Source organism: bacterium (assembly GCA_023150945.1).
In the GTDB taxonomy this organism is placed as follows: Bacteria; Zhuqueibacterota; Zhuqueibacteria; order Zhuqueibacterales; family Zhuqueibacteraceae; genus Coneutiohabitans.
The window spans coordinates 200,532-225,065 of record JAKLJX010000003.1 but is presented as its reverse complement, the minus strand read 5'-3'; the positions used below and the strand labels follow the sequence as shown (position 1 = coordinate 225,065).

Annotated in this window: 20 protein-coding genes; 9 read left to right on the top strand and 11 right to left on the bottom strand. The window is 57.7% G+C overall.

Annotation, left to right across the window (positions count from 1 at the left end):
• From L6R21_06230 to L6R21_06220, 3 genes are all read left to right on the top strand, one after another.
• Positions 1-711, top strand: a 711-nt coding sequence (locus L6R21_06230; GenBank protein ID MCK6558780.1) for a T9SS type A sorting domain-containing protein, incomplete at its 5' end; no start/stop codon positions are given.
• 265 nt (positions 712-976) lie between these two features.
• Positions 977-3,715 carry a TonB-dependent receptor gene (locus L6R21_06225; protein MCK6558779.1) on the top strand — a complete coding sequence of 913 codons (2,739 nt, stop codon included), beginning with the start codon at positions 977-979 and terminating at the stop codon, positions 3,713-3,715.
• Positions 3,716-3,801: 86 nt separating this feature from the next.
• Positions 3,802-4,326, top strand: a complete 525-nt coding sequence (locus tag L6R21_06220; GenBank protein MCK6558778.1) for a hypothetical protein — start codon at positions 3,802-3,804, stop codon at positions 4,324-4,326.
• Between the two features lie 167 nt (positions 4,327-4,493).
• Here L6R21_06220 and L6R21_06215 read toward each other — a convergent pair whose 3' ends face one another.
• The 4 genes from L6R21_06215 to L6R21_06200 all read right to left on the bottom strand — a co-directional run bounded on the left by L6R21_06215 (position 4,494) and on the right by L6R21_06200 (position 7,599).
• Positions 4,494-5,582, bottom strand: coding sequence for an arsenic resistance protein (locus tag L6R21_06215; protein ID MCK6558777.1), 1,089 nt, complete (start codon positions 5,580-5,582; stop codon positions 4,494-4,496).
• A 90-nt stretch (positions 5,583-5,672) separates the two neighbouring features.
• On the bottom strand, positions 5,673-6,083 hold the full coding sequence (locus tag L6R21_06210) for an arsenate reductase ArsC (GenBank protein ID MCK6558776.1): 411 nt from the start codon (positions 6,081-6,083) through the stop codon (positions 5,673-5,675).
• A complete protein-coding gene (locus tag L6R21_06205) occupies positions 6,083-6,490 on the bottom strand; it encodes a metalloregulator ArsR/SmtB family transcription factor (GenBank protein MCK6558775.1) in 408 nt (135 codons plus the stop codon). The genes L6R21_06210 and L6R21_06205 overlap by 1 nt, the downstream gene beginning before the upstream one ends.
• Before the next feature lie 206 nt (positions 6,491-6,696).
• On the bottom strand, positions 6,697-7,599 hold the full coding sequence (locus L6R21_06200; protein ID MCK6558774.1) for a phosphatase PAP2 family protein: 903 nt from the start codon (positions 7,597-7,599) through the stop codon (positions 6,697-6,699).
• Between the two features lie 224 nt (positions 7,600-7,823).
• Between L6R21_06200 and L6R21_06195 the strand changes: the two genes are divergently transcribed.
• The 4 genes from L6R21_06195 (at position 7,824) to L6R21_06180 (ending at position 14,790) form a co-directional block, all read left to right on the top strand.
• On the top strand, positions 7,824-8,852 hold the full coding sequence (locus L6R21_06195; protein ID MCK6558773.1) for a hypothetical protein: 1,029 nt from the start codon (positions 7,824-7,826) through the stop codon (positions 8,850-8,852).
• Between the two features lie 23 nt (positions 8,853-8,875).
• Positions 8,876-9,979, top strand: a complete 1,104-nt coding sequence (locus L6R21_06190; protein ID MCK6558772.1) for a CotH kinase family protein — start codon at positions 8,876-8,878, stop codon at positions 9,977-9,979.
• 310 nt (positions 9,980-10,289) lie between these two features.
• Positions 10,290-13,394 (top strand): DEAD/DEAH box helicase, encoded by a 3,105-nt coding sequence (locus L6R21_06185; protein MCK6558771.1) that lies wholly within the window; start codon positions 10,290-10,292, stop codon positions 13,392-13,394.
• Positions 13,395-13,413: 19 nt separating this feature from the next.
• Positions 13,414-14,790 carry a hypothetical protein gene (locus L6R21_06180; protein ID MCK6558770.1) on the top strand — a complete coding sequence of 459 codons (1,377 nt, stop codon included), beginning with the start codon at positions 13,414-13,416 and terminating at the stop codon, positions 14,788-14,790.
• Here L6R21_06180 and L6R21_06175 read toward each other — a convergent pair whose 3' ends face one another.
• The 6 genes from L6R21_06175 to L6R21_06150 form a co-directional block, all read right to left on the bottom strand.
• Complete coding sequence (locus L6R21_06175; GenBank protein ID MCK6558769.1) at positions 14,791-14,991, bottom strand: hypothetical protein; 201 nt, start codon at positions 14,989-14,991, stop codon at positions 14,791-14,793.
• 134 nt (positions 14,992-15,125) lie between these two features.
• The gene (locus L6R21_06170) at positions 15,126-15,443 is read right to left on the bottom strand and encodes a metalloregulator ArsR/SmtB family transcription factor (GenBank protein MCK6558768.1); all 318 of its coding nucleotides are present in this window, start codon (positions 15,441-15,443) and stop codon (positions 15,126-15,128) included.
• A 97-nt stretch (positions 15,444-15,540) separates the two neighbouring features.
• Positions 15,541-16,725, bottom strand: a complete 1,185-nt coding sequence (locus tag L6R21_06165; protein MCK6558767.1) for a permease — start codon at positions 16,723-16,725, stop codon at positions 15,541-15,543.
• 4 nt (positions 16,726-16,729) lie between these two features.
• Entirely contained in the window at positions 16,730-16,981 is a 252-nt protein-coding gene (locus tag L6R21_06160) for a thioredoxin family protein (protein ID MCK6558766.1), read from the bottom strand.
• 290 nt (positions 16,982-17,271) lie between these two features.
• Complete coding sequence (locus L6R21_06155) at positions 17,272-18,114, bottom strand: phosphate ABC transporter substrate-binding protein (GenBank protein ID MCK6558765.1); 843 nt, start codon at positions 18,112-18,114, stop codon at positions 17,272-17,274.
• 9 nt (positions 18,115-18,123) lie between these two features.
• Complete coding sequence (locus L6R21_06150; GenBank protein MCK6558764.1) at positions 18,124-19,794, bottom strand: M28 family peptidase; 1,671 nt, start codon at positions 19,792-19,794, stop codon at positions 18,124-18,126.
• Between the two features lie 502 nt (positions 19,795-20,296).
• Here L6R21_06150 and L6R21_06145 point away from each other — a divergent pair.
• Positions 20,297-21,913 (top strand): BamA/TamA family outer membrane protein, encoded by a 1,617-nt coding sequence (locus tag L6R21_06145; GenBank protein ID MCK6558763.1) that lies wholly within the window; start codon positions 20,297-20,299, stop codon positions 21,911-21,913.
• A 113-nt stretch (positions 21,914-22,026) separates the two neighbouring features.
• On the opposite strand, the gene L6R21_06140 is transcribed toward L6R21_06145, so the two are convergent.
• Entirely contained in the window at positions 22,027-23,427 is a 1,401-nt protein-coding gene (locus L6R21_06140; protein MCK6558762.1) for a VanZ family protein, read from the bottom strand.
• Positions 23,428-23,673: 246 nt separating this feature from the next.
• On the opposite strand from L6R21_06140, the gene L6R21_06135 reads away from it, so the two are divergent.
• The gene (locus L6R21_06135) at positions 23,674-24,441 is read left to right on the top strand and encodes an enoyl-CoA hydratase/isomerase family protein (GenBank protein ID MCK6558761.1); all 768 of its coding nucleotides are present in this window, start codon (positions 23,674-23,676) and stop codon (positions 24,439-24,441) included.
• The last annotated feature ends 93 nt before the right edge of the window (positions 24,442-24,534 follow it).

Genomic DNA, 24,534 nt, shown 5'->3' with positions numbered 1-24,534 from the left:
GTGCTCGGCTGGCCCGGCAACGGCATCTTCATCGATGCCAATGCCACGGCCGACAATGCCAGCAACGGCCTGCTGCAAATTCGCAATGTCATTCTCGCCGGCCGCGATACCGTCACCACCAATGCCTCCAACGGCTTCGCGCCTCTGGCCTGGTTTGACACGCCCGCCTTCGGCAACACCCGCTTGGCAACCGCCGCGGAAGTGCAGCTCGGCAACCCCTTCAACTTGACCAACCCTGATTTCATGCCGATGCCGGGCTCGCCCGCGCTTGCCGGTTCTGACTTCGCCAACGCACGACTGACGGACGCCTTCTTCACGGCGACGACTTTTCGCGGCGCTTTTGGCGATACCCGCTGGGACGCGAACTGGGCCAATTACAACCCGCAGTTCGCCAGCTATCGCAATCCCACGGGCGTGAAAGTGCAACAGGCCTCGAACCGGATTCCCGCTGCCTTGCAACTCGAACAGAACTACCCCAATCCGTTCAATCCCACGACTGCCATCGTCTACGCGCTGCCCCGTGCCGGCCACGTGAGCTTGAAGGTTTTCGACGTGTTGGGCCATGAAGTTCTGACGCTGGTGGATCAGGCGCAAGCGGCGGGCGAATACGAAGTGATCGTGAACGCCGGCCAATTGGCGACCGGCATGTACTTCTATCGTCTGCAAGTCGGCGACTATCGTGCTGTGAAGCGCATGCTGTTGGTGAAATAGGACAAGCCGCTGGGCCGCGGGCGGCGCGCCGAGTTCGCGCCCCCGGCCGGCAGCACATTCGAGAATTGCTGTTCATACTCTTACCTTGCTCGTGCTCTTACTCACATTCAGGAAGGAGTTGTGAGTAAGAGTACGAGCGCATGGCAGAGGATGAACAGCAGAGGCAAGGCAGAGCAAAAGGTCCCACGTAAGAGTATGAACCGGGATGGAACGGGCCCTCGGTGGAGCGCACGATTTCATCCTCAAAATTCGAGGGAGTGAGTTTATGCGGAATCTGACCAAAACGATCTTCGCCATGCTGCTGGCAGTGGCAGTGCCGGCCCTGGCGCAGAGCACCGGCCAAATCTCCGGCCGGGTGACCGAAGCGGAAAAAGGCGATGTGCTCATCGGCGCCACGGCCGTACTGATGAACACCAGCCTGGGAGCCGCGGTGGACATTGACGGCAACTATCTCATTCGCAACGTGCCGGCGGGCACCTATTCAATCCGCTTTTCGCTGCTGGGCTACACGACCAAGACGGTCAACAACGTCGCCGTGGAAGCGGGCAAGACGATCAAAATCGACGTCATTCTTCAGGAAGAGGCCTTGCAGGGCGAGGAAGTGGTGGTGGAAGCCACGGCCATCATGAGCGCGGAGAGCGCCGTCTTGCAGCAGCAGCGCAAGGCCGCCGCCATCGGCGACGGCATCGCGGCGGAGCAGATCAAGCGGACGCCGGATGCCACGACGGGCGATGCCCTGCGCCGGGTTACCGGTGTTTCGATCGTGGATAACAAGTTCGTATACGTGCGCGGCACCAGCGAGCGCTACAACAACACCTTGCTGAACGGCTCGCAACTGCCCAGCACGGAAACCGATCGCAAGGCCTATGCCTTCGACATGCTGCCTTCCAATCTCCTGGAAAACACCGTCATCTCGAAATCCTTCACCCCGAACATGCCCGGCAATTTTTCCGGCGGCCTGGTGCAGATCAATACCATCGACTTCCCCGAGCAACTGACCATCCGCATGAGTGCCAGCGGCTCATACAACAGCCGGGCAACCATGGCGGATTTCAAAACCTACGCGGGCGGCAAGTGGGACTTTCTCGGAATAGACGACGGCACGCGGGAATTGCCCGGCACCGTCAATGGGGTGAAAGTCAATTCCAGCAACTATTCCCGCAGCGATCTGCAGGCGATCGGCCGTTCCTTCCGCAACAACTGGGCAGTCACCGACAGGACGGCCGCCCCCAACAGCAGCTACATGATCTCCCTGGGCAATGCGCAGCAGGTGCTCGGCAACACCCTGGGATATGTCGGCGCCTTCTCCTATCGCAACGGTTTCGACCGGGTCGAGGTGGTGCGCAACGATTACAACTTCGATGGCACGCCGCAGTTCGAGTATCGCGGCACCGAGTACCGATTCTCCACCCTCTGGGGCGGCTTGCTGAATCTCACCTACAAGCTGGGTGATTTTCACAAAATCAGCGCGAAGAACCTTTACAGCCGCACCGCCGAGGATGAAGTCGTGGAGCTGCTGGGCACGAACTACGATTATTCCGCCGATCAGAAGAACACCGGTTTGCGTTTTGTCTCGCGCCTCTCCTATTCCAGCCAAGTTCTCGGCGACCATGCCTTTCCGCGGCTGGCCGGCTTGCAATGGAACTGGCGTGCTTCCTACGGCAAAGCCAGGCGCGACGAACCCGATTACCGGCGCGTCGGCTACCAGCGCGAGATCGGAAACGTGTCCGATCCCTATGTCGCCAATCTCTCCTTTGTGCCCAATCCCGCGAGTGGCGGCCGTTTCTTCGCCACGCTTGACGACGACAACCGTGAATTCGCCTCGGACTTCACCGTGCCGGTGGCCAATGCCAAGGTGAAGTTCGGCGGCCTGATCAATCACAGCGACCGCAGTTTCGCCGCGCGCACCTTCGCCTTCAAAACCACGGCGCAAACCGATTTCCGCTTGTTGTACTCTGACCTCAGCACGCTCTTTGTGCCCGACAACATCGGAGCGCGGGGCTTCGAAATCGATGAGATTACCAACCGCTCCGACCAATATGATGCGCGCCAGCAACTCACCGCCAGTTACTTGATGGTCGATGCGCCATTCACGGTGGGCGGCCGGAGCCTGCGTCTGATTGCCGGAGCACGAATCGAGGACAATTCACAAAAGCTGAATTCCTTCGATCTGCAGGATCGCGCCGTCCGGGTGGATTTGAGCAAGACCGACCTCCTGCCGTCCGTCAATCTGACCTACACCATCTCACCCGCCTCCAACGTGCGGGCGGCCTTCAGCCAAACCGTGGCGCGGCCCGAGTTTCGTGAATTGGCGCCCTTTGCGTTCTATGATTTCTCGACGGTCAGCGTGGTTTACGGCAATCCGAATCTGCGCCGCACGCTGGTGCGCAATTTCGATCTTCGCCTTGAAACCTTCCCGAACATCGGGGAGATGCTGTCGGCCAGTATCTTCTACAAGCACTTCACCGACGCCATTGAAGAAGTCATTGTGCCGACGACCGAGTTGACGCGCAGCTTCGGCAATGCCGACCGGGCCCGAAACTACGGCTTTGAGCTGGAAATGAGAAAGTCGCTGGCCTTCATCGGTGCAGCTTTTTCCGACCTTTCCTTCACCGGCAACTATTCCTGGATTCAATCGCGCGTCGACTTGAAAGGCTCCACCACCGCCATTGCCAAGAACAATCGCCGTCTGCAGGGTCAATCGCCCTACATGATCAATCTCGGCCTGCAATACAGCCGGGCAAATACCTCGGTCAACCTGCTCTACAACCGCTTCGGCAAGCGTATCGCGCAGGTCGGCTCACTGTATGATGACGACATTCTGGAACTGCCCCGTGACCTGTTGGATCTGACGCTGGCGCAAAACTTCGGGCAACGTTATGAATTGAAGTTGACTGCCAGGGATATTCTCGGCCAGGAGCAGGAATTCACCCAGAACGAACGGAAAGTCAAAGGCAACCTGAAAGGCACGACTTATTCGCTCGGACTGGCTTTGAAGTTTTAGGTTTGACGAGTTCTCAAGGTGAGATTCGCCCGGGCCTTTCGCAGGTCCGGGCGTTTTGCTTCAAGATCAACGAAAGGAGCCCAGCGATGAGAACACCACCGGCATTCGCCGGACTCGGAGTGGCTCTCCTGGCGTCGTTCGTGACGGCACTGGCACAGCCGAAACTGACGGCCCAGGATGGTGCCCTGGTTTTTCCCGGCGCCGATGTCCTCAAAGCCGCCGGCGAGAGTGCAGGCAGAACGTATGGCGAAGCGTGGGATGCCGGCTATGCGCCGGGTGAGGAAAAGCTTCTTGGACTTGTTTTCCACAAGACTCTTACGCTCAACCGCGCAGCAGCCGGATTGCTGGTGGGGATCACTCCCGAGGGTGCGATCTCCCGCGTCCATCTCAAGGAGGGCCCGCCGGTTGACGGTGAATTTTTGGCGCAGTTTGTGGGCAAAAACGCCAGTGCCGATTTCACCCTGGCCCGCACGCTCGAGGAGGTGTTGTCAGTGCCCACCATGCTGAAGGCGATACGAGGACAACGTGAGTTGTCGGAGACGATTGCCCGCGAGGTGCAGGAGCTTGTGCGCTTCGCCAGACAGATGCTTGCCGGCAGTTCACAATCATAGCGCGCCAACGCGCCTGGTCCTTGTCCGCCTCGGCCCCGCGCCCATGCGGGTTGCAGCGTCCGTCCTCTCCGTCCGGCAGACTTCGCAGTTCCTCCACCGGCTTCGCCAAGCTCGAAACGCGGTGCAGGCTTTTTGTTGGCTTCCCTTTCGGAGCCGGCTTGACGCGCTCAGCTTGTCGCGGCCGCGGGCATTTCCCGGGGCAAGACAGGCTCGCCGAACAACCGCCGTTGCGTCGCGCGCGCCAGCCACACCAGCACCAGCATCACCGGCACTTCGATGAGCGGGCCGACCACCGTTGCCAGCGCCACCGCCGGATTGAATGCGGTGATCGCAATGGCGATGGCAATCTCAAAATCTCTGCCGGTGGAGTTGAATGCGACCGCCGTCGCGTCTTCATAGGTGAAGCCGAGCTTCCATCCCACCAAATAAACCACGCCGAAAACGCTCCAGAAGAACAACGTCATCGGTATCGCCAGCTTGAGGATGATGCCGGGCTCAGCGACGATCAAATCTCCCTTCAACGCGAACATGACGATGAGGGTGAACAACAAGCCGATGATGGAAAGGCTGTCGAGATAGGTTTTGACCTTCTTGAAGCCGGCTTCGCCGTATTTTTTCATGCCCCAGCGCCGGGTAAAAAATCCCGCCACCAGCGGAATGCCGAGATAGAGCACGACGCTTTCCGCCACCAGCCAGACGTCGAAACGCACCTCGCCCAGCAGCCAGCGGGCGTAAACGGGAATGAGAATCATCTGCAGGATGGAATTCATCGCCACCAGCACGATGGCCATGGCGGTATTGCCGAACGCAAGAAAGGTGAAGATAATCACCATCGCAATGCACGGCGCCAGACCGTAAAGCACCAGGCCGGTGTGAAAATCGCTGCCGGGCTCGAGAAACCAGTTGGCCAGCAGCAGCATCCAAAACGGCGCGATGGCAAAATTGAAGAACAAGACCACCAACAATTGTTTGGGCGATTTCACCGCGCGGCCGAGATCTTCGAACTTGATGTTGGTCATGGCCGGATACATCATCAGAAACAGGCCGATCACAACGCCCAGTGCCAGGGTGTTGGCCAGTGAGAACGTGTAGGTGCCGTGAAAAATCGCGAGGAGGGCGTCAATCGGCGGGGTGAGGGTGAAATTGGAAATGCCGTACAATTTCCCGAGGCCGATTCCCACCGCCATGCTGATCAGCACAAAGAACGGCAGGAATCTGAAACTCTGGAGTTTTTCCAGCAGTCGCATCAGCTTCATCACATGCTCCCACTTCAAGTTGAACTTCGTGATTGGGCAGGCAGCCGGAGAGATTTCTCAACGGCACCTTCAGGAACGGTGACACAGTTCTCAAAGCAGGGCCGGCAGCCGGCGCTCAATTTGATCGCGCACCTCGCGAAACTTGGCCAGCCGTTCTTCCTCCGTGCCGGTGGCCGCCGCAGGGTCGGGAAAGCTCCAGTGTAACCGGGCCTTGTTGGTGGGAAAATAGGGGCAGGCTTCTTTGGCGTGGTCGCAGACGGTGATGACGTAGTCGAATTCCATGCCCATGTATTGATCGAGATGATCCGAAGTCTGCTGCGAGATGTCGATACCCTTTTCCGCCATGGCTTTGATGGCCAGGGGATGAACGCGGGTGGCAACCGTGCCGGCGCTGTAGACCTCAAAGCGGTCGCCGGCAAGCTGACGCAGCAGGCCCTCGGCCATCTGGCTGCGGCTGGAGTTGTGGGTGCAAATGAAGATCACGCGGGTTTTGGGGAGCATTAGCTGGCCTTTCTCGAACGAGTAGAAGAATGCACGGCACGAGCTGCCACAAAACCGACGACACATTTGCCGTTCTCACGCAGAGCCAGCCGCCGCTTCAACTCGGCGGCGTCGTGGGTGAACGGCGGATGATCGAGATGGCGGCGCAAGACTCGGCTCAGGTCGCGCCAAAACGCAGAAGTCTCGCGATTGAGACTGTAATAGACCCACGTCCCTTTGCGGCTGGCGCGCAACAGCCCGGCGTTTTTGAGAATGGTCAAATGCTTGGAGATTTGATACTGTGGCAGCTTCAGGGTATCCACCATTTCACAAACGCAGATGTCTTGATCGGTTTGCAGAAAAAGATGGGCGAGGCGCAAACGCGTCTCCTCCCCCAGCGCCTTGCAGAGTTCGGCAATGGTCGTCATTTTGTATGCCTGTATGCGATTATTGGCATACAATATATCAAAAGAATTGCCGAACGCAAGCCCTTTTTTGGCCGGGTGGCGCCGATCAAGAGGTGATTTCAAAACGTGGGAAAGGAAGGTCGGGGTGATCGCTGCATGCAATCAGGCCCGTACAGAAGGAAGTGAGCGGGGTGCAGGCCGGCAAACCGTACCGGCCGAGGCGCGCCTCAGAAAGAATAACTCACGGCCATGGCCGGGCCGCGTGGCAGCGGCACGAAACCCAGCGCGAATCGGGAGGGCGAGGGTTTTCTGTTTTCGTGGGGATAAAGAAGATAACTCACCAGCGTGCCGCTCGCCGCACCCACCAACACATCGCTGAGATAATGCTTGTTGTCATGAATGCGGGAGTAGCCGACATAAGCGGCCCAACCGTACAGCAGTCCGAACGAGGCCGCTTGCCATTGCGCGGCGGACAGCAGCGGCAGGTCGCGGCCCTGCCGGGTTTCGCCGGCGATGAAATCGCGGACTTCCAGATAAAGAAAAGTCGAAGTGGCAAACGCCGTGGAAGTGTGTCCGGAGAAGAACGACTGGCTGTCGGAGCCATCCGGTCGGCGGCGATTGAAATTGCGCTTCGCCAAGTGGGTGACCACCGAGTTGAAATAGACCGCTTGTTGAAAGCGGAACAGCTTGGCATAGCTCGCGGGCGAATAGTCCTGGCCGGTGAGCGCGTCGAGCAAGATCATCCCGGCCAGGCGGCCGCGCACCGCCAACAGTGGATAGTAACGCGGACTGATCGATCCCAGCGAGCTGGCGCCATCGCGGCGTGAGAGTTCTTCGGCAATTTCATGGTCGACTTCGAGCGGCGGCATGGGCAAGCCGTTGCCAGCTTTTTGGCGCTCGGTCAGCAGGCTCGCGGCAAACAGCGGAAGCTGCCAGGCGCTGACGCTGGCACGGGCGCCCGCGAACAGCGATCCCCAAAACCGTGGGCTTTGCGAGTCCGAGACGAAATGGCCCGCACGCAGGTGCGGCGAGGAGGTGTGCTCTTGCGCTGGGGGCTGGGCAAAAGCCGCGGCCGCCGACAGCGTACAACTGGCGACGAGAAGCTTCAATGCGGCGAGGGAGCTTTTCATGGGCACTCCGGCAGGGGTGAATCTTTGGGCGCATTCCAACTGGGCCTCGACGGCAGTCCTCTTCGGCCTGGCAAAAAGAACGGGCATATATATTGATTCTCGCCGGCAATTTCAAGGGAAACTTTTGGGCGAAATGCCGCGGGTTTGCGGATTATCGCTTGCATGATTGGCAAAAACTTCGAACATTGCGGCCGCCACTTTTCACGCTGAAAGGAAGACTGCGAATGTATAGGAAGAATCGCCCGTTTTGTACCGGCATTGCCGCGCTGCTGCCCGCCTTCTTCCTCGCCTGGCCGGCGGAGAGCGCGGCGCAATCCAAAACCAGCATTTCCGGCTGGCTGCGCGTCGGCGCGGAATACACCTACAACGAAACCTACAGTGAATCGTTCTATCGTGCCAAGCTGCAGTTTGAAACCAAGATCGATGACACCTTCGATGCGCAAATCGATATCCGCGGTGAATCCGACACCCACGAAATGGAGTTGCGCGAGGCCTTTTTGACTGCGGATCTCGGCAAGGCCGTCGATTTGGAATTCGGGCACAGCAAGAAGCGCTTTGGCTATGAGTTTCAAAAGTCCAAAGAGAAATTGCGCACCGTGGACCGCACGCTGCTCTACCAATACCTCGAGCCGCTGGGCCTGGTCGGCCGCGAGCTGAATCTGCGCTATCATCGCAAAGCGCGGCCGCAAGAGCGGCCCCTCGGCCTTTCGGCCAGCCTGGGCTACAATGAGTCCAACGACTTTGCCGTGATCGGACATCTCACGCGCCTCAACACGCTCGGCTCCTTTGCGCTGGGCGGCAGCGGCACGGTGAAGCTCGACAAGATCGAGGGCGGCACGCAAACGGTCTGGGCGGCGGCGCTGGAGTTGGTGCGCGACACGGAGGCGCATCACGTCGAGATCGAGGGCATCACCGGCATGGATCCGCATGCCTCCGAAGTCGAGAAGCGCGTGGGCGACGGCAGGAATGTTCATTTCCTCGGCGGCAAGCTGCTCTACGCCCATCGCCTGAAAATCGCGAGCCGGCTGCTCAAGGCAGTTGAGCCGGTGGTGGTGACGAGTTTTCTGGCGCGTGACCTCGAGGAGATCGGCCGTAATACGATTTCTGCGCTGGCCGGCTTGAACTTTTATGTTGCCAAGAACGCGCGCCTGAGCATGAATGTCGATTTCCAGCTCACCAGCACGCCCACGCATCACCGCGAGCGCAGCGCGGTGGGCAGCAATGGCATTCTGCAAATGGAACTGCAATGGTGAACCGGCCTGCAAAAATCTGCCGCATGTTGGCAGCCGGTCTCGCGCTGGCGCTGGCGGGTTGCAGCAAAATCGTCACGCCGGTCGAGGCGGATGGTTTGGGATTGCCGAAGGTGGAATTGCGGCTGACCAGCGAAGACTACGGGACGCTCAACAGCAATGTCTACGCGCGGCTGCAAGTGCCGGCGGAGCTGCAACTCGAGGGCCGAAGGTGGCAGATCAAAGTGCGGTATTCCGGCCAGACTTCGATCAACAACACCAAGAAATCGGTCACGTTTGAATTTCTGGAGGAACGGCGTTTTCGCGGGCATCGCTTTTACGGCCTGAGCGCGCAATCCGGTGATCCCACCGGCTTCAATCCCATTATCGGATTCTACGCGTTTGCGCAAGCCGGCCTGCAGACGCCGGAGGTGCAGCCGGTCACCTTCTATGTGAATGGCGAGTATTGGGGGCTGTATTTCTTGATCGAGCCGATCGACGAAGATTTCTTTGCACGGCGCGGCCAGCGGCTGGGCACGTTGTATGAAGCCACGCGCGCCAATGCGCTGCTCTCTTTTGCCGAGGGCTATGACGTGCGCATGGGATTCGAGAACAAAGGCGAGCGCGAGGACTATTTCGGCGATCTCGAAAAAACGATTCGCGTGCTCGACGAAAGCCAGCCGCAGGAATTGCCGGCCCGCCTTGCGCCGCTGGTGGACGCGGAAAACTGGCTGCGTTATCTCGCGGTGTCGGTGCTGCTGCACAACTTCGACGGTTACATCAACAATTATCGCCTGCACAAGAGCCGGCCGGAAGATCCGTTTCGGATCATTCCCTGGGATGTCGATCATCTCCTGGAGATTCATCCGACGCGCAGCTCGATTTTCGGTGAGCCGAAGTTCAGCGAGAGGCTGTTGCGCGCGCCGGAGTATCGCCGGCGCTACCGCGAAATTTTGCTCGAACTGATGGACGCAACTCTGCGGGTCGAGCGACTCGATGCGGTGCTCGATGAGACCGCGGCGCAAATCGCCCAGGCGCTGGCGCACGATCGTTTTCTGGGCGGGGATGCCTATGCCAATGCCGCGCGGCGCAAGGAGTCGCTGCGCCAGTGGTATGCCAAAATTCGCGCGGATTTGGTGCTGTTGGAGTAGGCCGGAAAGCCGGCCATGCCTCGCCTTCAATTCTCCCCCTCGATGTGCACATCCAAAGAGCCATAAGCCCAAGGGACTTTGCCCCACGAGAACGCGACCACGCCAATTCAAATCCCACCTTGCCAGATTCTTGCCTCCAAAGGACTGCGAGCTATTACAAATCCAATTCATCGCAATAGCCACGCTGCATTGCTGAATACGCAAATCCCACTTTTTGACTCTACAGTTTATGACAACAACATCAAAAATCTCCGCTTGTTACGAAACATTGGTATCAGACTGAGTAAGAATTTTCCAATGAGCAAGAATCATGGAAGCAGGAACGCTGGTACGACTTAAGTCAGACCCAGGCAGAAGTGGCGTTACGACCGGTAGGATAAAAACTTCTGCCAACCGAAAACTCATTCAAGTTCGGTTTCCGAACAATGTGGAATACGTCCCCGAGGATCAACTTGAGATTCCCCCGCAGTTTCGTGAGAACCCGCTTGATTTGCTCGAACAAGGAAAGCTGAGTCTGGCCAAAGATCTACGCCGGATCATAACCCATGTACGATTGAGCGGCCGATTGGCCAATCTCATCTACAGCATGGAAATCACCAACACGGATTTCTACGCCTACCAATTCAAGCCCATCCTGAAGCTTTTGAACTCTGCAACCAATGGCATACTGATCGCCGACGAAGTCGGCCTCGGCAAAACGATCGAATCCGGTCTGATTTGGACAGAATTGCGGATGCGTTATGATTTTAGACGGCTCTTCGTGCTTTGTCCGGCAGTGCTGCGGGAAAAATGGCGATTGGAGCTGCGGCAACGCTTTGGCATTGAAGCCAAGATACTCGATGCCGCAGAAGCCTTACAGGCGTTGGCGAATGCACGCCAGGAAGGGCAATATGCTTCCTTCGCCATCATCGCCAGCATGCAAGGCCTCAGGCCGAGAAAAGGATGGGATCGTGAAGAAAGTGGCGATGGAAGTCACTCATCTGAGTTTTGTCGTTTTCTTGCCGAACAGGCGCACGATCAACCGCTGATCGATGTTCTCATTATTGATGAGGCCGCTTGGCTCCGCAACCCCGAAGGCAAAACTGCGGCGTTGGGCAGGCTCTTGCGTGGCGTTTCAGATTATACCATTTTGCTCTCCGCAACCCCGGTGCATCTTCGCAGCAACGACTTGTATCAACTCCTGAATCTTGTTGATGAAGACACCTTCAACCATCCCACGCAGTTTGAAAACATTCTCAGCGCCAATGCGCCTCTGACCCGCGCGCGAGAACAGGTACTGCTGAAAAAGCTCTTCCGTGAGGAATTCCTACAGCTTCTCAATCAAGCCAAGGCACATCCACTTCTCTCAGAAAATCGCCAATTGCAGGCGTTGATTGCCGCGTTACCCACGGACGAAGAACTTCGTGATCCGGAAAGGCGAAGTGCGTTGGCGTACCGTCTCGATACGATGAACATCCTCGGCCATGCCGTCACGCGTACGCGCAAAAGAGAAGTCACGGAATGGCGCGTGCTGCGCGAACCCTTTGCTGAGAAAATTCCGCTTTCCCCGCCGGAATCTGCGTTTTATGAAAAGGTCACCAATCTCGTTCGTGAATTCTGCGCGAAATATGACCGCCACGAAGGCTTCCTGCTCGTTACTCCGCAACTGCAGATGTGCAGCTCCATGCCAGCAGCCTTGCGGGAATGGCAAAAAAGAAAAAATGAGCTTCTCTCCTGCCTCAGCACCGATGAAGATTTCGACCCGGAAAAAGACGTTACCGTCGGGCCGCTGGTGCTCGAAATCATCAGCAAAGTCGGGAATTTGGGCCGAGTTGATGAACTTGAAGCGCATGATTCAAAATTTGGCCGGCTGCGGGAGGTTCTCACCAAAATACTCGATAAGAATCCAGATGAAAAAATCATCATTTTCTCACGCTTTCGCGCAACGCTCGATTATCTAAACGAGCGGTTGTGTAAAGCTGGCATCACGACTACATTGATGATGGGAGGCAAAGAATTCGACAAAGACGCCATCGTCAAAGATTTTGCCCGGCCAGAGGGGGCGAGTGTGTTGCTTTCTTCCGAGGTCGGCAGTGAGGGCATTGACTTGCAGTTCTGCTGCATCATCGTCAATTATGACCTACCATGGAATCCAATGAGGATCGAGCAACGAATCGGACGCGTCGATAGATTGGGACAAAAAGCGGAAAAAGTTCTCATTTGGAATCTATTTTACAAAGACACCATCGATGGACGTGTCTATTCCAGATTGCTCGAACGATTGCATGTGTTCGAATATGCGTTGGGCGGATTGGAGCCGGTGATCGGTGAGGAGATCGAAAAACTGACTTATGAACTGTTGAGCCGGCAGTTCACTCCGGAGCAGGAAAATGCGCGCATCGATCAAGCTGCTCTCGCGCTCGAGAACAAGCAAAGGATGGAAAGAGAACTGGAGGAGAATGCCTCACAACTGGTCGCCTACGGCGATTACATTCTGCACCAAATCAATGCTGCCAGAGACTTGAATCGCTGGATCAACGCCAAAGATATTCAGATTTACATCACCGATTTCTTCGGATTGCGCTACCCGGGCTGCCGGTTCAAGCAGTTGAAAGAAGATGAGCTGGAATATGAAATTCAATTGACCAACCCGGCCAAGCATGATTTGGAGCAATTCCTGAAGGAAACGAGATATCCGGATTCAACCGTACTCATCCGAAATGATCCGGCTCCCATTCGATGCCGTTTCGAAAACAAGTTGGTGGTATCCCGCCTCATTCCGGCAGAAATCATCAATCAGGTTCATCCACTTGTCCGGTTTGTCAGCCACACCATTGAAAAGAATGAAGAATACAGTTATCCCGCTGTGAGCGTCAGGCTCAATGCTAGCTATTTGCCTGCTGATTTTACCGGGGGTGCTTATACCTTTACAGTGCAAAAATGGCGCGTTCGTGGTTTGCAGGAGATCGAACAGCTCCATTTTGCTGCTTTGCCCATGGAAACTCCGGCTCGGCTCTTGCCCGACCAAACCGCCGAAAAACTGGTCTTGACCGCGGCGCTCCATGGCAACAACTGGCTGGAGGCGCGATACATGATCTCCCCCGATTTGGCGGCTGACTATGCGTGGAACTATTGTCTTCCTCATTCGGACCGATTGTATGAGGCGTATGTCACGGAAATGCAAAACAAAAACGCCGATCGTGCTGATATTCAGGAAAAAACCCTGGATCGGCACCTGAAAAATCAACTGGCAAAACTGAATGACGTTCTCGAAAAGCACACAAGATTGGGGAGAGCCTCTCTCGCCAAAGCGACGGAAGGCAAAATGATCAAGTTGAGAAATCGAGTGGAACGAAAGATGATTGAAATCCGCCAGCGTCGCGAAATCTTTCACAGCAAGGAATTGATCTGTACGGGAATCGTCAAAGTCGAGTAATTAAAAATTGGGGACCACGATGCCTCCAGCGAATGCCACTCAGTTTCAAAACACCAACCATGCTGAAATCTGTGATGTCGTGATCGGGATTGATTTTGGCACCTCCTGCAGCAAAGTGGTTTTGCAAAGTCCCTATTTTGCCGATCGCCGTGCCATGCTGGTGCCCTTCGGTGATCTGGGCCATCCAATCAACTCCCATCTGCTGCCGACGAAACTCTACTATGATAGGCAGGGCAACTGTTCGCTTGCAACCGACCTGAATTCACTTTGCACCTCCGGGATCAAACTGAGGCTGTTGCAAAATCCGGATATAGGCGAATCGTTGTCTGATTTTGCCATAACACCGCGGACGTTGGCGATCGCCTACATTGCTCTGGTGCTTCGACACGCGCGGCAATGGTTTCTCACCACGCAAAGCAAGATCTACGGTAATTTCCGCATACGCTGGCATCTGAATATCGGCATTCCCTCACCCGGCTATGACGATCACGACCGGCGGGAATTGTTCAAATGCATAGCCGCGGATGCCTGGCGCTTTTCTCTCGGAACAGAATCTGTATCGCTGGCGAGAATCTGGCAGTATTTCGAGGGTAGGTGGAAACCAAACAACAGGATCGACATCGAATCCGATGCCATCAATGTGATGCCGGAGATTGTCGCGGAAGTGTTGGGATATGCCAAATCCAATCTGCGGGAAAATGGCTTGCATGTTCTCATTGATATCGGCGCCGGCACGATTGATATCTCCGGATTCATATTGCACAACAAAGAGGGGGAAGATCGTTATTCATTTTTGACTTCCGATTTGGATCATTTGGGCGCTTATCATTGCCATCTGGATCGTGTTCAGCGCATCAAAGAACATGTCACGCGCTGGTTCAGCCATCTCGCCGGCCGGCAGGATCTCGCCATGCCCATTATGGCTTCGCTTCCGGAATACTTTCCGCGCCTGGCTGATTTTGGTACTGATGCCGAGAAGGATATTCTTGAAGAGTTTTATACGCGCTGCCGGGCCCTCGTCCATCGCACTTTAAAATCATTGAAAAAGAACCGCGATCCGAACTCTGAAAGATGGAAAACGGGGTTGCCGATTTTCTTTTGCGGCGGGGGAAAATCGCTGTCGATTTATCGTCGGGTGTTGGATGATTTGCATGAATGCTGGCAAACCTCAATGGCCACGCGCGGTCTCAAAATAATCGATCTTCCCAAACCCGCCAATCTTGTCGCTGATTCTCTGGATGAGCAACTTTACGATCGCTTCGCCGTTGCCTATGGTCTTAGTTATCCATATTATGACATCGGTGAAATTCGACCTCCTGGCAGCATCAGCAATGTTAGCATCGATCCCACGCCCAAATACGCCCACATAGAATACGTCAGCAAAGACTTGGTTTGATCAATTTTTATCGGACTGATTCAACACATGTTCTTCAAATTCTCGTCCAAACGCGGCAAAATTCAGCATGGAAATCTGAAACAGACCGAGCAATTGCAATCCCGTCACGATTGCAACACCGGTAATGCGATATTTCCACCCCCCTGACATCGTCGGCGAGCCTTCCTGCCAAACGCTTAGTTGCTGTACGAAATCAGTCATGAATCACTCTTAATTCGCTGAGCGTAGCTAAGTTCAATTGTTTTGCCCCAATTGTTTTACCATGCGCTCAATATTAAGAAGATCCTTCTCGGCGTCGATAGTGGAATACCAGCGAATTCCCTCGTGGAAAATTCTCACAAGATCTCCAACAACTCGGCGCGCTGGGCAAACGCCTTTTTGATCATCACACCCGCGCGATCGATCAGCGCGAACACGCTTGGATCCGTAACCCGATAGATCAGGCGCACGCCCTCTCTGCGCGCCGAAACCAATCCCGCCTCTGCCAAAGTCAGCAAGTGCCGGGAGAGATTGGATTGCTCGAGTTCGAGCAGCGGGCCGAGCTCGCAATTGCATTTCTCCCCAGCGCGCAAAGCCGCGAGAATGCGCAGGCGATTGGGATGCGCCAGCGCTTTGAAAACGGCGGCTTTGAAATCATAAGCGGTCTTGGACATGGCTACACTCCATTATCTGTATTCCCGACCCCTTGTGGATCGTTGTCAAAGACTGTTATATGACAATCGCCCACAAGGGGCGAGGGCTACGTCATTTTTAGAGAGAAAAATTTCCCCACAGCAGCCCGGCGGCAATCGACAGCACGACCACCGTGAGAATGTAGGTCATCGCCGGTTTCGCGCCCATGAGCTTGAACAGCACCATCATGCTGGGAATGCTGAGCGCATTGCCGGTGAGAAACAGCGTCATCGCCGGGCCGCGGCCCATGCCGAGCTGCATGAGCTTTTGGATGATCGGCACTTCCGTCAACGTGGCGAAATACATCAGCGCGCCGGAAATCGAGGCAATGGCGTTGGCGGCGAGCGAGTTGCCGCCGACCGTGGCCGTCACCCAGCGTTGCGGCAGAATCTCACCGATGGCGCCGGCGAGAAAGATGCCGCCGAACAGATACGGCATGATCTGCTTGGAAAGATCCCAGGTCTCGGCCATCCAGCGGCGATTGTGTTCGGCGGCAAAATGTTTGAAGACGAGCCACAACAGCGAAAGGAGCGCGAGACCCGCAATCGCATATTTCACTCCTTTGGCGATGCCGAGGCCAAAAACTACGAGAATGGCCAATTGCAAAATGAAAAACGCTGCGATGGCAAGATTGGAATACGGCGCCTCGTCACCCATGCCAGTCGTGAAAGCCCCGCTGTTTTTGCGATCGTGATCACGGAAAACGAGTGTCATGACGATTCCCGCAACGATGGCAATGGTCATGGCGAAGAGCAAGCGCCCGATGGCGAAATCAACGCCGATGACGGAGGCGGTGAGAATGATCGCGGTCACATTAATGGCCGGGCCGGTGAAAAGAAACGCCACGGCCGGGCCGATGCCGGCGCCGCGTTTGTAGATGCCGGCAAAGAGAGGAAGAATCGTACAGGAGCATACCGCCAGCAATCCGCCGGAAATCGAGGCCACCGGATAGGCGATATACTTCTTCGCCGCCGGGCCGAGCAGTTGCAGAATCGAGTCTTTTTTCACAAAGACCGCAATGCCGCCCGCGATGAAGAAAGCCGGCACCAAACAGGTGAGCACGTGCCGGCGCGCATACTCTTGCAGCAACGCCAAGCCACCAGCCAGCGCGCGGGTCGCATCTGCCGAGGTGAGGGGCAGGAGATAGAAAGCCAGGAACGCAGTGAGGAGCCAGACAAACTTCTTCCACTCCTCCCGTGTTTCCGGCTCTGCGCGCAGCCAGCTCTGCCAGCGCAACTGCAGGGCTTGAAGATAGGTGGCCATCTCTTCAACTCCCGGCTGCGGTGAACTTCCGCAGCATATTCTTGATTTCCTCGACGGTGTTGACGCGGCCCTGGCTCATCAGCTCACCGTCAATCGCCAGACCGGGCGTGCGCACGATGCCGGCTGCGATCATTGCCTCGATCTCTGTGACTTTTTCGAACTCCGCCGCCACACCGACTTCTTCAGCCGCGCGCCGCGCGCGCTGTTCGAGGGTTTTGCAGTTGGTGCAACCCGGCCCGAATACTTGAATCCTCATTGCCATTCACCTCGCTATGCTTGTTTGCTTATATGAACAACTACTCATGGATTCATCCCCAAAAAAAGCACCTCGTGCTCGCTCGAATCGGGACAATTCGCGTGCCAGATAGAGATCTGGCATGAGTGAAGAGGGCGCCGACGGTTTTTCAAAAGGTTAAGTAAAACGTGAATTGGCCGGGGAAGCGGCTGTTCTTCACCTGTGGGAAAATTCGCGGGAGTATTTTCAATCTTGCGAAACTTGCCGGAGGAAGAGGAATCAGATATGGCGTTGCGATCTTGGAAGAAATCTCACGGCACCTCGAACAACGGCACATAATCCACCTCCTTCACCAGCCTCTGCCCCTCCTTGCTCAGCACCCAATCGATGAAAAGCTTGGCGGCGCCTCGCGGTTTTTCAGCGGTGTAGAGATAGAGATAGCGCGTGATCGGATAAAGGTCCCGGCGCACCGCTGCCACCGTCGGGCTGACGCCCTCGATGCTGCAGTGCACGAGCTGCCGGCCGTAGGCGATTCCGCCATAGCCGAGCGCAGTCGAATCTTTCTCCACCGCCGCCACGATGGCAGCGGTGGTGGGCAGACTGATCACGTGGCTGCCGTAGGCCTGGCCGTCCAAGACGTGTTCTTGAAAATAAAGATAGGTGCCGGAGTTGGGCGATCGGCTCAACGCCACGATCGGCTCATCCCGGCCGCCCACCTCACGCCAGGATTTGATCTTGCCCAGGTAGATGTCCCGCACCTGCGCCAGACCGAGATTGCGCACGGGATTGCCGGGATGCAAATAAATGCTCAGACCATCCTTGGCCACCAGCGAAGCCACGCCGACATTGTGATGTCGCACCGCGAGCTGCCGCGCTTCCACTGCGCGCAGCGGCCGCGAGGCGGCGCTGATTTCCACTTCCCCCTTGATTAAGGCGGCGATGCCCGCTGCCGTGCCGCCGCCCTCCACGTAAACCGCGAAACTGGGATGGCGCTGCATGAACTCTTCCGCCCAGCGCTGCACCAGCGTGATCATGGTGTCCGAGCCTTTGATGCGAATGCTGGTTGCGGACGGCGCCAGCTCGCGGGAAGCAGCGCAAGCCTGCAGGCCGCAACACAGCAGGCACAGAAATCGCTTCCGTGTGGTCATGGTCATGGCTTTATGCTACCGTTTTTCCGCCAGCGACTGCAGTCGCGCGTTGAGATAGGGCGTGCCCTTTTTCCATTTCGGCTCGTCTTCCAGGTTGGCGAGCAGATGGCAGAAGGCAAAGAGAATCTGCGTGTGCTGCGCGGCGGCTGCGAGATTCATCGGCTGGTGGAGATCATCAGAGGGCGAGTGATAGAAGCGCCGGCCCCACTCGAGCATGCGCTGTAAGCCGGCAGCGGCAGTCGTGTTGTGGTATTGCAGGCCTTCCATGATGAGCAGCGCGGGAATGCCGCCGCGCGCAAAGGCCACCTGATCCGAACGGCCGAAAGAGGCGGCCTCGGCAAACGGCGCGGGAACCGGCGAGACCGTGAGGTTCATCTCCGCGGCAAGCTGCACCAGCAAATCGCCGAGAGTGGAAAGCTCGGCGCCCACGCCCACGATGTCCGCAAAGGTATCGAACATCGCCAGGCCATCGACGTTGAGATTGGCAATCGTGCGGTAAAGTGGTTTCACCGGATGATCGACGTAATAGGTCGAGCCAAGCAAACCTCTTTCCTCGCCGGTCAAAAACAGAAAAAGCAGCGAACGCCGGGGTTTTTCTGACAGGCCCGCAAAGGCATGCGCGATTTCCAACACGCCGGCCACACCCGCGGCATTATCGAACACGCCGTTGTAGATGGAATCACCGGCCACCGCCGGCCCCACACCCAGGTGATCGTAGTGCGCGGAGATCGCCACAAACGTATCGCGCCGCTCGGGATCACTGCCCGGCAGCAGGCCGATGACATTGGCCGCCAGAAAATCGCGCTGTTGAAAACTGCCGCGAAAGGAGGCGCTCACCTGCAAGCCGAAGCTGCGCACCGCATTGGCGCGCTCCATCGCCACTACGTCCGCGAGGGAGTATGCCGCGCCTTCGAACAAACGGCCGGCGGCAGCGGGATTCATCACCACGCTGAGGTTGCCAGTCGCCGAATAAAACAGCCTGACGTCTTCGAAAGCGAACTGATCCAACCAATATTGCCAGTCACGGCCGAAGGGATGGCGGGGCGAGGGAATCATGATGCTGCCCACCGCACCGCGACTGAGTGCGACTTTTTGCTTGACCTCCGGCAGGGCGTGCACGGTTTCAGCCTCGCCTTCAAAATAGGAAAGATCATGCGCGTGCGGTTCGCCGGAGAGGAACACCACGATTTTACCCACGACATTCAACGTTTGATAGTCGTTGTAATCATACTCCGGCGCGCTGATGCCATAGCCGACGAATACCAGCGGCACGGGTTTGGGGATGAAAGTCTGCGCGCCGGTGTTGTAAAGCAGGTAATCCGCGCCCAGCACCAAATCCACCGATCCGCTTTTGGTCACGAGCTGCAGCTTGGAGCCGGGCAGCGGCTTGCTGGCGTGCATCGGGATTTGTTGGAAGTAGGAGCAGTCGTCACCTACCGGCAGGAGTCCGAAGCTTTGGAGTTGCTGCGCCAAATAGGCCGCGGCCTTCTCGCCGCCGCGAGTGCCGGTGCCGCGGCCGGCGAGCGAGTCGCTGCCGAGCACGGCGAGATGGCGGTAAATGCGCTCGCCGGAAATCGAGGCGCGCACGGCAGCGGCATCAGTGAACCGGCTGCTTTGTGCGGCGGCAGGCAACAGGCCGGACAGCCACGCCATTCCCCCAAGCAAGAGCAGCAGTGTTCGTCTCATGAATTCAAATGCCTTTCAGACTGCGGGGTGACACGTTCGCGCGGGCCGGCTTCATGCCCGAACAGAGGGAGTCGTTGCGGCACGCGGCCTCCAGACGAGGTTTGCACACCGAAGAAATACCAATACGTGCACGGACAATCTAATCAGGAGGGTGACAAGAAAGCAATGCCTTTGTCCGTCCGCGATCGTTGGCGTTGACCGACGGCGGTTTGCCTGCGCGCGTCTTCGCTGCGAGGGAGAACGCAAGGGTCGTGTTCTGCATTTGCCTGTGGTACTCTGCCACAACTTTGCAAAAACGTGTGTGATTGACGCTCACCGGGCAGCTTTGCTCTGGACAAGCAGGCAAAGAAGCAGTCCCCGCTGATTGGCTTGAACCTCATAAACGACAAACGTTTGAGCCAGGCCCTGCGCCGCTGGCATGGCTGGCACGCAGGTTGATTGTGTCGATTCGAACCAATCGGTAAAATCATCATCTATAGTCAATTTCGAGGGAGGTGGCAACATGATGGATATGGATACCACACGCAATCAGACCAAGCAGCTTCTTTTTCTGGTGCTGGTGATTGTTTCCCTGCTCATGGTTTTCTGGTTGCTGTTGTCGCCGCAAGCCGGCGCGACGGAACGCCAGGAAGAGCCGGCGGATCTCGCGGCAGCCGATACGAGCGAGTGTGACGAACGCCTGGTGCAGCAGGCGATCAGCGATTATCTGGAAGGCGGCGGGCCCGGCGCGGCGCAGCGTTTCGGCGATTTCGAGCTGGCGGCAACGGACAGCCTCATCGGCGATCTGGTGGTGGCCGGCGGCGACGTGGTGATTTCCGGCAAACTGCAGGGCACGCTGCTGGTGGTGTGCGGCAACATCACTTTGACCTCGACGGCCGAGGTCACCGGCGACGTGGTGGCAGTGGCAGGCCGGGTGAAGCGCTTTGCAGGCAGCCGCATCGGCGGGGATCAGATCGAGACCTCACCGGAAGCGCGACCCTCCCTGCGCACCGCGCGGCACCGAGGCAAACGCGATTGGGATCGCGAGTGGAACCGGCGCTACCGCCGCTTCACCACCTCGTTTGACATGGAACTGCGCTACAACCGCGTCGATGGCCTCTATCTCGGCGGCCTGCTGCCGCGCAAGTATTACGGCGTGGCCAACGCCGGCATGTTCGGCTCCGGCGGCTACGGCTTCAAGGCCAAACGCTGGCAATACGAAGCCGGGGCCGAGCTGTATTATGGCCGCCGCCTTCGCACCATTCTCGGCGCGGAGATTCACGATCGCACCGACAGCGAAGATGAGTGGATCATTCCGCATGACGAAAACACCGCTGCGGCGCTGCTGCTCAAGGAGGATTTTCAAGATTACTACCGGCGCAAGGGCTTCAGCCTGTACGGCAGCCAGAATTTCGGGGAAGATATCAAATGGACTGCCGGCTATCGCCGCGATGATTTGCTCTCTCTGGAAAATCGCGCGGTGTGGTCGCTGTTCGGCGGCAAGAAGAAATTCCGGGAGAACCCCGCCATCGCCGAGGGCAAGCTGGTGAGCTATTTCTCCGAATTCAATTGGGATGGCCGTGATCACCGGCGGGCGCCCCGGCGCGGCTGGTTCGTGCAATTGCTGACGGAATTCAGCCGCCCGGGCTTTGACAGCGACTATGATTTTGACCGGATCATCCTCGACGCACGGCGCTACATCCCGATCGGTTACGGCAAGAACCTCGATCTGCGACTGCGCACCGGCTCCAGCCGCGGCGAGTTGCCGCCGCAGTTTCTCTTCGATCTCGGCGGCCTCTCCAGCCTGCCGGGCCATCGCCTCAAAGAATTCACCGGCAACCGCATGCTGCTGGCCAATCTCGAATACCGCATGAACGCCGGCCGCAGCCGGCTGCATGATCTGCCGATCGTGAGCGAATTCAACTTGATTCTGTTCGTCGATTCCGGCATGACGTGGTTCGCCGATGGCAACGCTTCACTTGCCGGCGCTTTTGACTACCTCGCCTGGAACCGGCTCAAAACCGATGTGGGCGTGGCCGTCACCGACAACGACGGCCGGGTGCGGTTGAATTTCGCCAAGCGCACGGACCGCGGTTATGACGATCTGGTCGTCACGTTTCGATTGAATCGCAATTTCTGAAGCCTTGCCGGAACACCGGCGCAAGCAAACGCGCGCCGCGGCCGGCCGCAACCGGAGAGGATTTTCGGAGATTCTGTCCACCCCGGTATTGTTTCTCGCTTTGACGCTGCGGCTCAGGACGAGCCGGGCGCCGGGAAACCGCCTCTCACTTCGGCCTCGGACCGGCGCGAGGCTTGTTGTTCCCACCAATCCTCCAGCAGAATTCCCGCTACTGCGCCTGCGATCAATGCGACCACCGCAGGCAAATCCGCATTGACTCCCACTACAGAATGACGAAAAAGCTGCAGCCCCAGGCCCAGGCCGGCGCTGAGCAGAACTCCGCCCACGATTCGGCGCGCGAGTGAAATTCTCCACCGCGCACGCGTCCCGCGCGCCAGCAGAAACGCAATGGGAAGAAAAGCCAGAAAGAATTTGACGAACAAGCGCAGCGGATGCGCGTCCGGCCGGAAGAGATGGCGCGGCTGAACCGAAGCTGCCAGTTCCGCCAGCAAGCCGGGCGCTGTCGTGCCGTTGTGCGCGAGGGTCAGCTCGCCGAAATCCGGCCGGCCAAGCACGAGGAGAAAGAAAACCACATACCACCATTGCAAGCGGCGGACGGCCGCAGCAGTGTGCGGCGGCGCCGTCCGGAAAATCCGGCTGCCGAGGAACATGCCGAGGACGCAGGCCAAATCAGGCAGGACATCAGGTGGATTGGTTTTCGCCAGCAAAGCAAAGCCATTGAGCAGGATCAACAAGCCGGCCGCAGCAAGAGGCGTCACCCATTTGCGGTGCGGATTCGCCGGCCAGTACCAGCGCACGCACCAATGCACCATTCCGCCCAAAACAATTCCAAAAAGAAGATTCTCTGCGCCGGCCAGCGGCCAGTACTCGCGCAAATCGAGCGTGCGCCAGGTTTCATCCAGACGGCTGAGATGGCGCACGGAATGAAGCCAGTGCAGCCAGTTGTTCCAAACGTTGTCGAGGCGCGGGGTAAAATTGAACGGTGCGAGACGCCAGAGCAGAAAACTGAGGCCGAGTCCCAGGCAAGCCAGCACGCCCGGCCGTTGTCGCAGAGAGCGCCAGACGGTTTGCAGCGCATTGGCAAATGGCGCATAGAAGCGCAGCGCCAGCGCGGCGCCCAGGGCAGCGCCGAAGGTGTTGTTCATGACATCGTTCACTGAAGTGAAACGATCGGCGAGGAGAAGCTGCATGCTTTCGATGGCAAAGCTGCCGAGCGAACAGGCAATGACAGTGCTCAACAGACGCGGCCGACGGTCACGCCCAGCGGCGAGGCGCCAGCCATGCAAACAGAAGCCGACCGGCAAGAACAAGAGCAGATTGCCAAGCGTGTCAGAGCCGGACATGCGCCGGCCTTGGGCATTGTGAAAGGGCACCAACTCAGCGCGCGCCCACCGCCGGGCCACGCCCGGGTGTGAAGGGTCAAAGTGAAAGGGGACAGCGGTGAGATAGCAGACAACCAGCGTGACCAGCACAAAGAGCCGGCGCGCCAACTGCGGGGGAATCAGCCTGGGCATGTGGTCGGGTTGCCCCTTGACAATTTGTGAATTTTTGCGTTAGTATGCGCCCTGGTTCGGGTCTATCCGAAAAGCCGGAACCGCGGCCGCGCCGGGCTTTTCAAGACATCGCGTATCGTGATACTCGGAGGATGCTGCTGCAGCGGCCAAGCCGTTGCGGGAGCATTCTCTGAGAGTCCGCACTTTCGGACCGGCACCAGTTCAACGGATGTAATTCTGCCAGCGTCAAAACCAAGGGAGACCAGCATGGAAGCATACACTCTGGAGCAACGCGCAGGCCTCGGGATATTACGGCTGCATGCCGGCGGTGCCAATGCCCTCAATGAACGCGTGTTGCAAGCGTTGAAAACCGGCTTACGCCAGGCGGAGGCACTCAAGCTCAACGGCCTGGTGCTCACCGGTTACGAGCGTTTTTTCTGCGCCGGCCTGGACCTGATTGCCAACTATGAGCTGAACCGCAACCAGATGAGCCGCTTTCTGGAAGATTTCGACGTGGTCTTCAGCCACCTGTTCAGCTTTCCCCGGCCGGTGATTGCCGCCATCAACGGCTCCGCGGCCGCGGGCGGTTGCGTGCTGGCCCTGGCCTGCGATTATCGCGTCATGGCGGCGGGCGCCGGCGTGATCGGGCTGAATGAAATCCGCCTGGGGCTGCCGCTGCCGGCCGTGGCGCTGGAGATTGCGCGCTGCAGTCTGCCGCCGGACAAGGCGACGTATGTGTTGTACAGCGGCAGATTGTTCTCGCCGGAGGAAGCCGTGCCTGCCGGCCTGGTGCATGAAGTGACGCCACCGGAGAGCCTGCTGCAAACTGCGATCACACGGTTGCATGAGTTTGCCGATCACCCCGGCGAAGCCTGCGCCCCGATCAAGACCTCGCTGCGCAGCGCAGCCCTGGCACAGATGACCAGGAATGCCGGCTCGATGCGCGAGGCTTTTCTGGAGGCCTGGTTCAGCCAGGCCGCGCGCAACGCCGTGGGCAATGTGCGTCGGCAATTGCTCGAGAAAAAGCGCGTCTGAAACACGCGCATAACACAAGACAAAACCCCATCCACCGTTGTTGCCGGTGATGGGGTTTGGTCTTCATGGGTGGAGGACAGCCGCGCTGCGGCC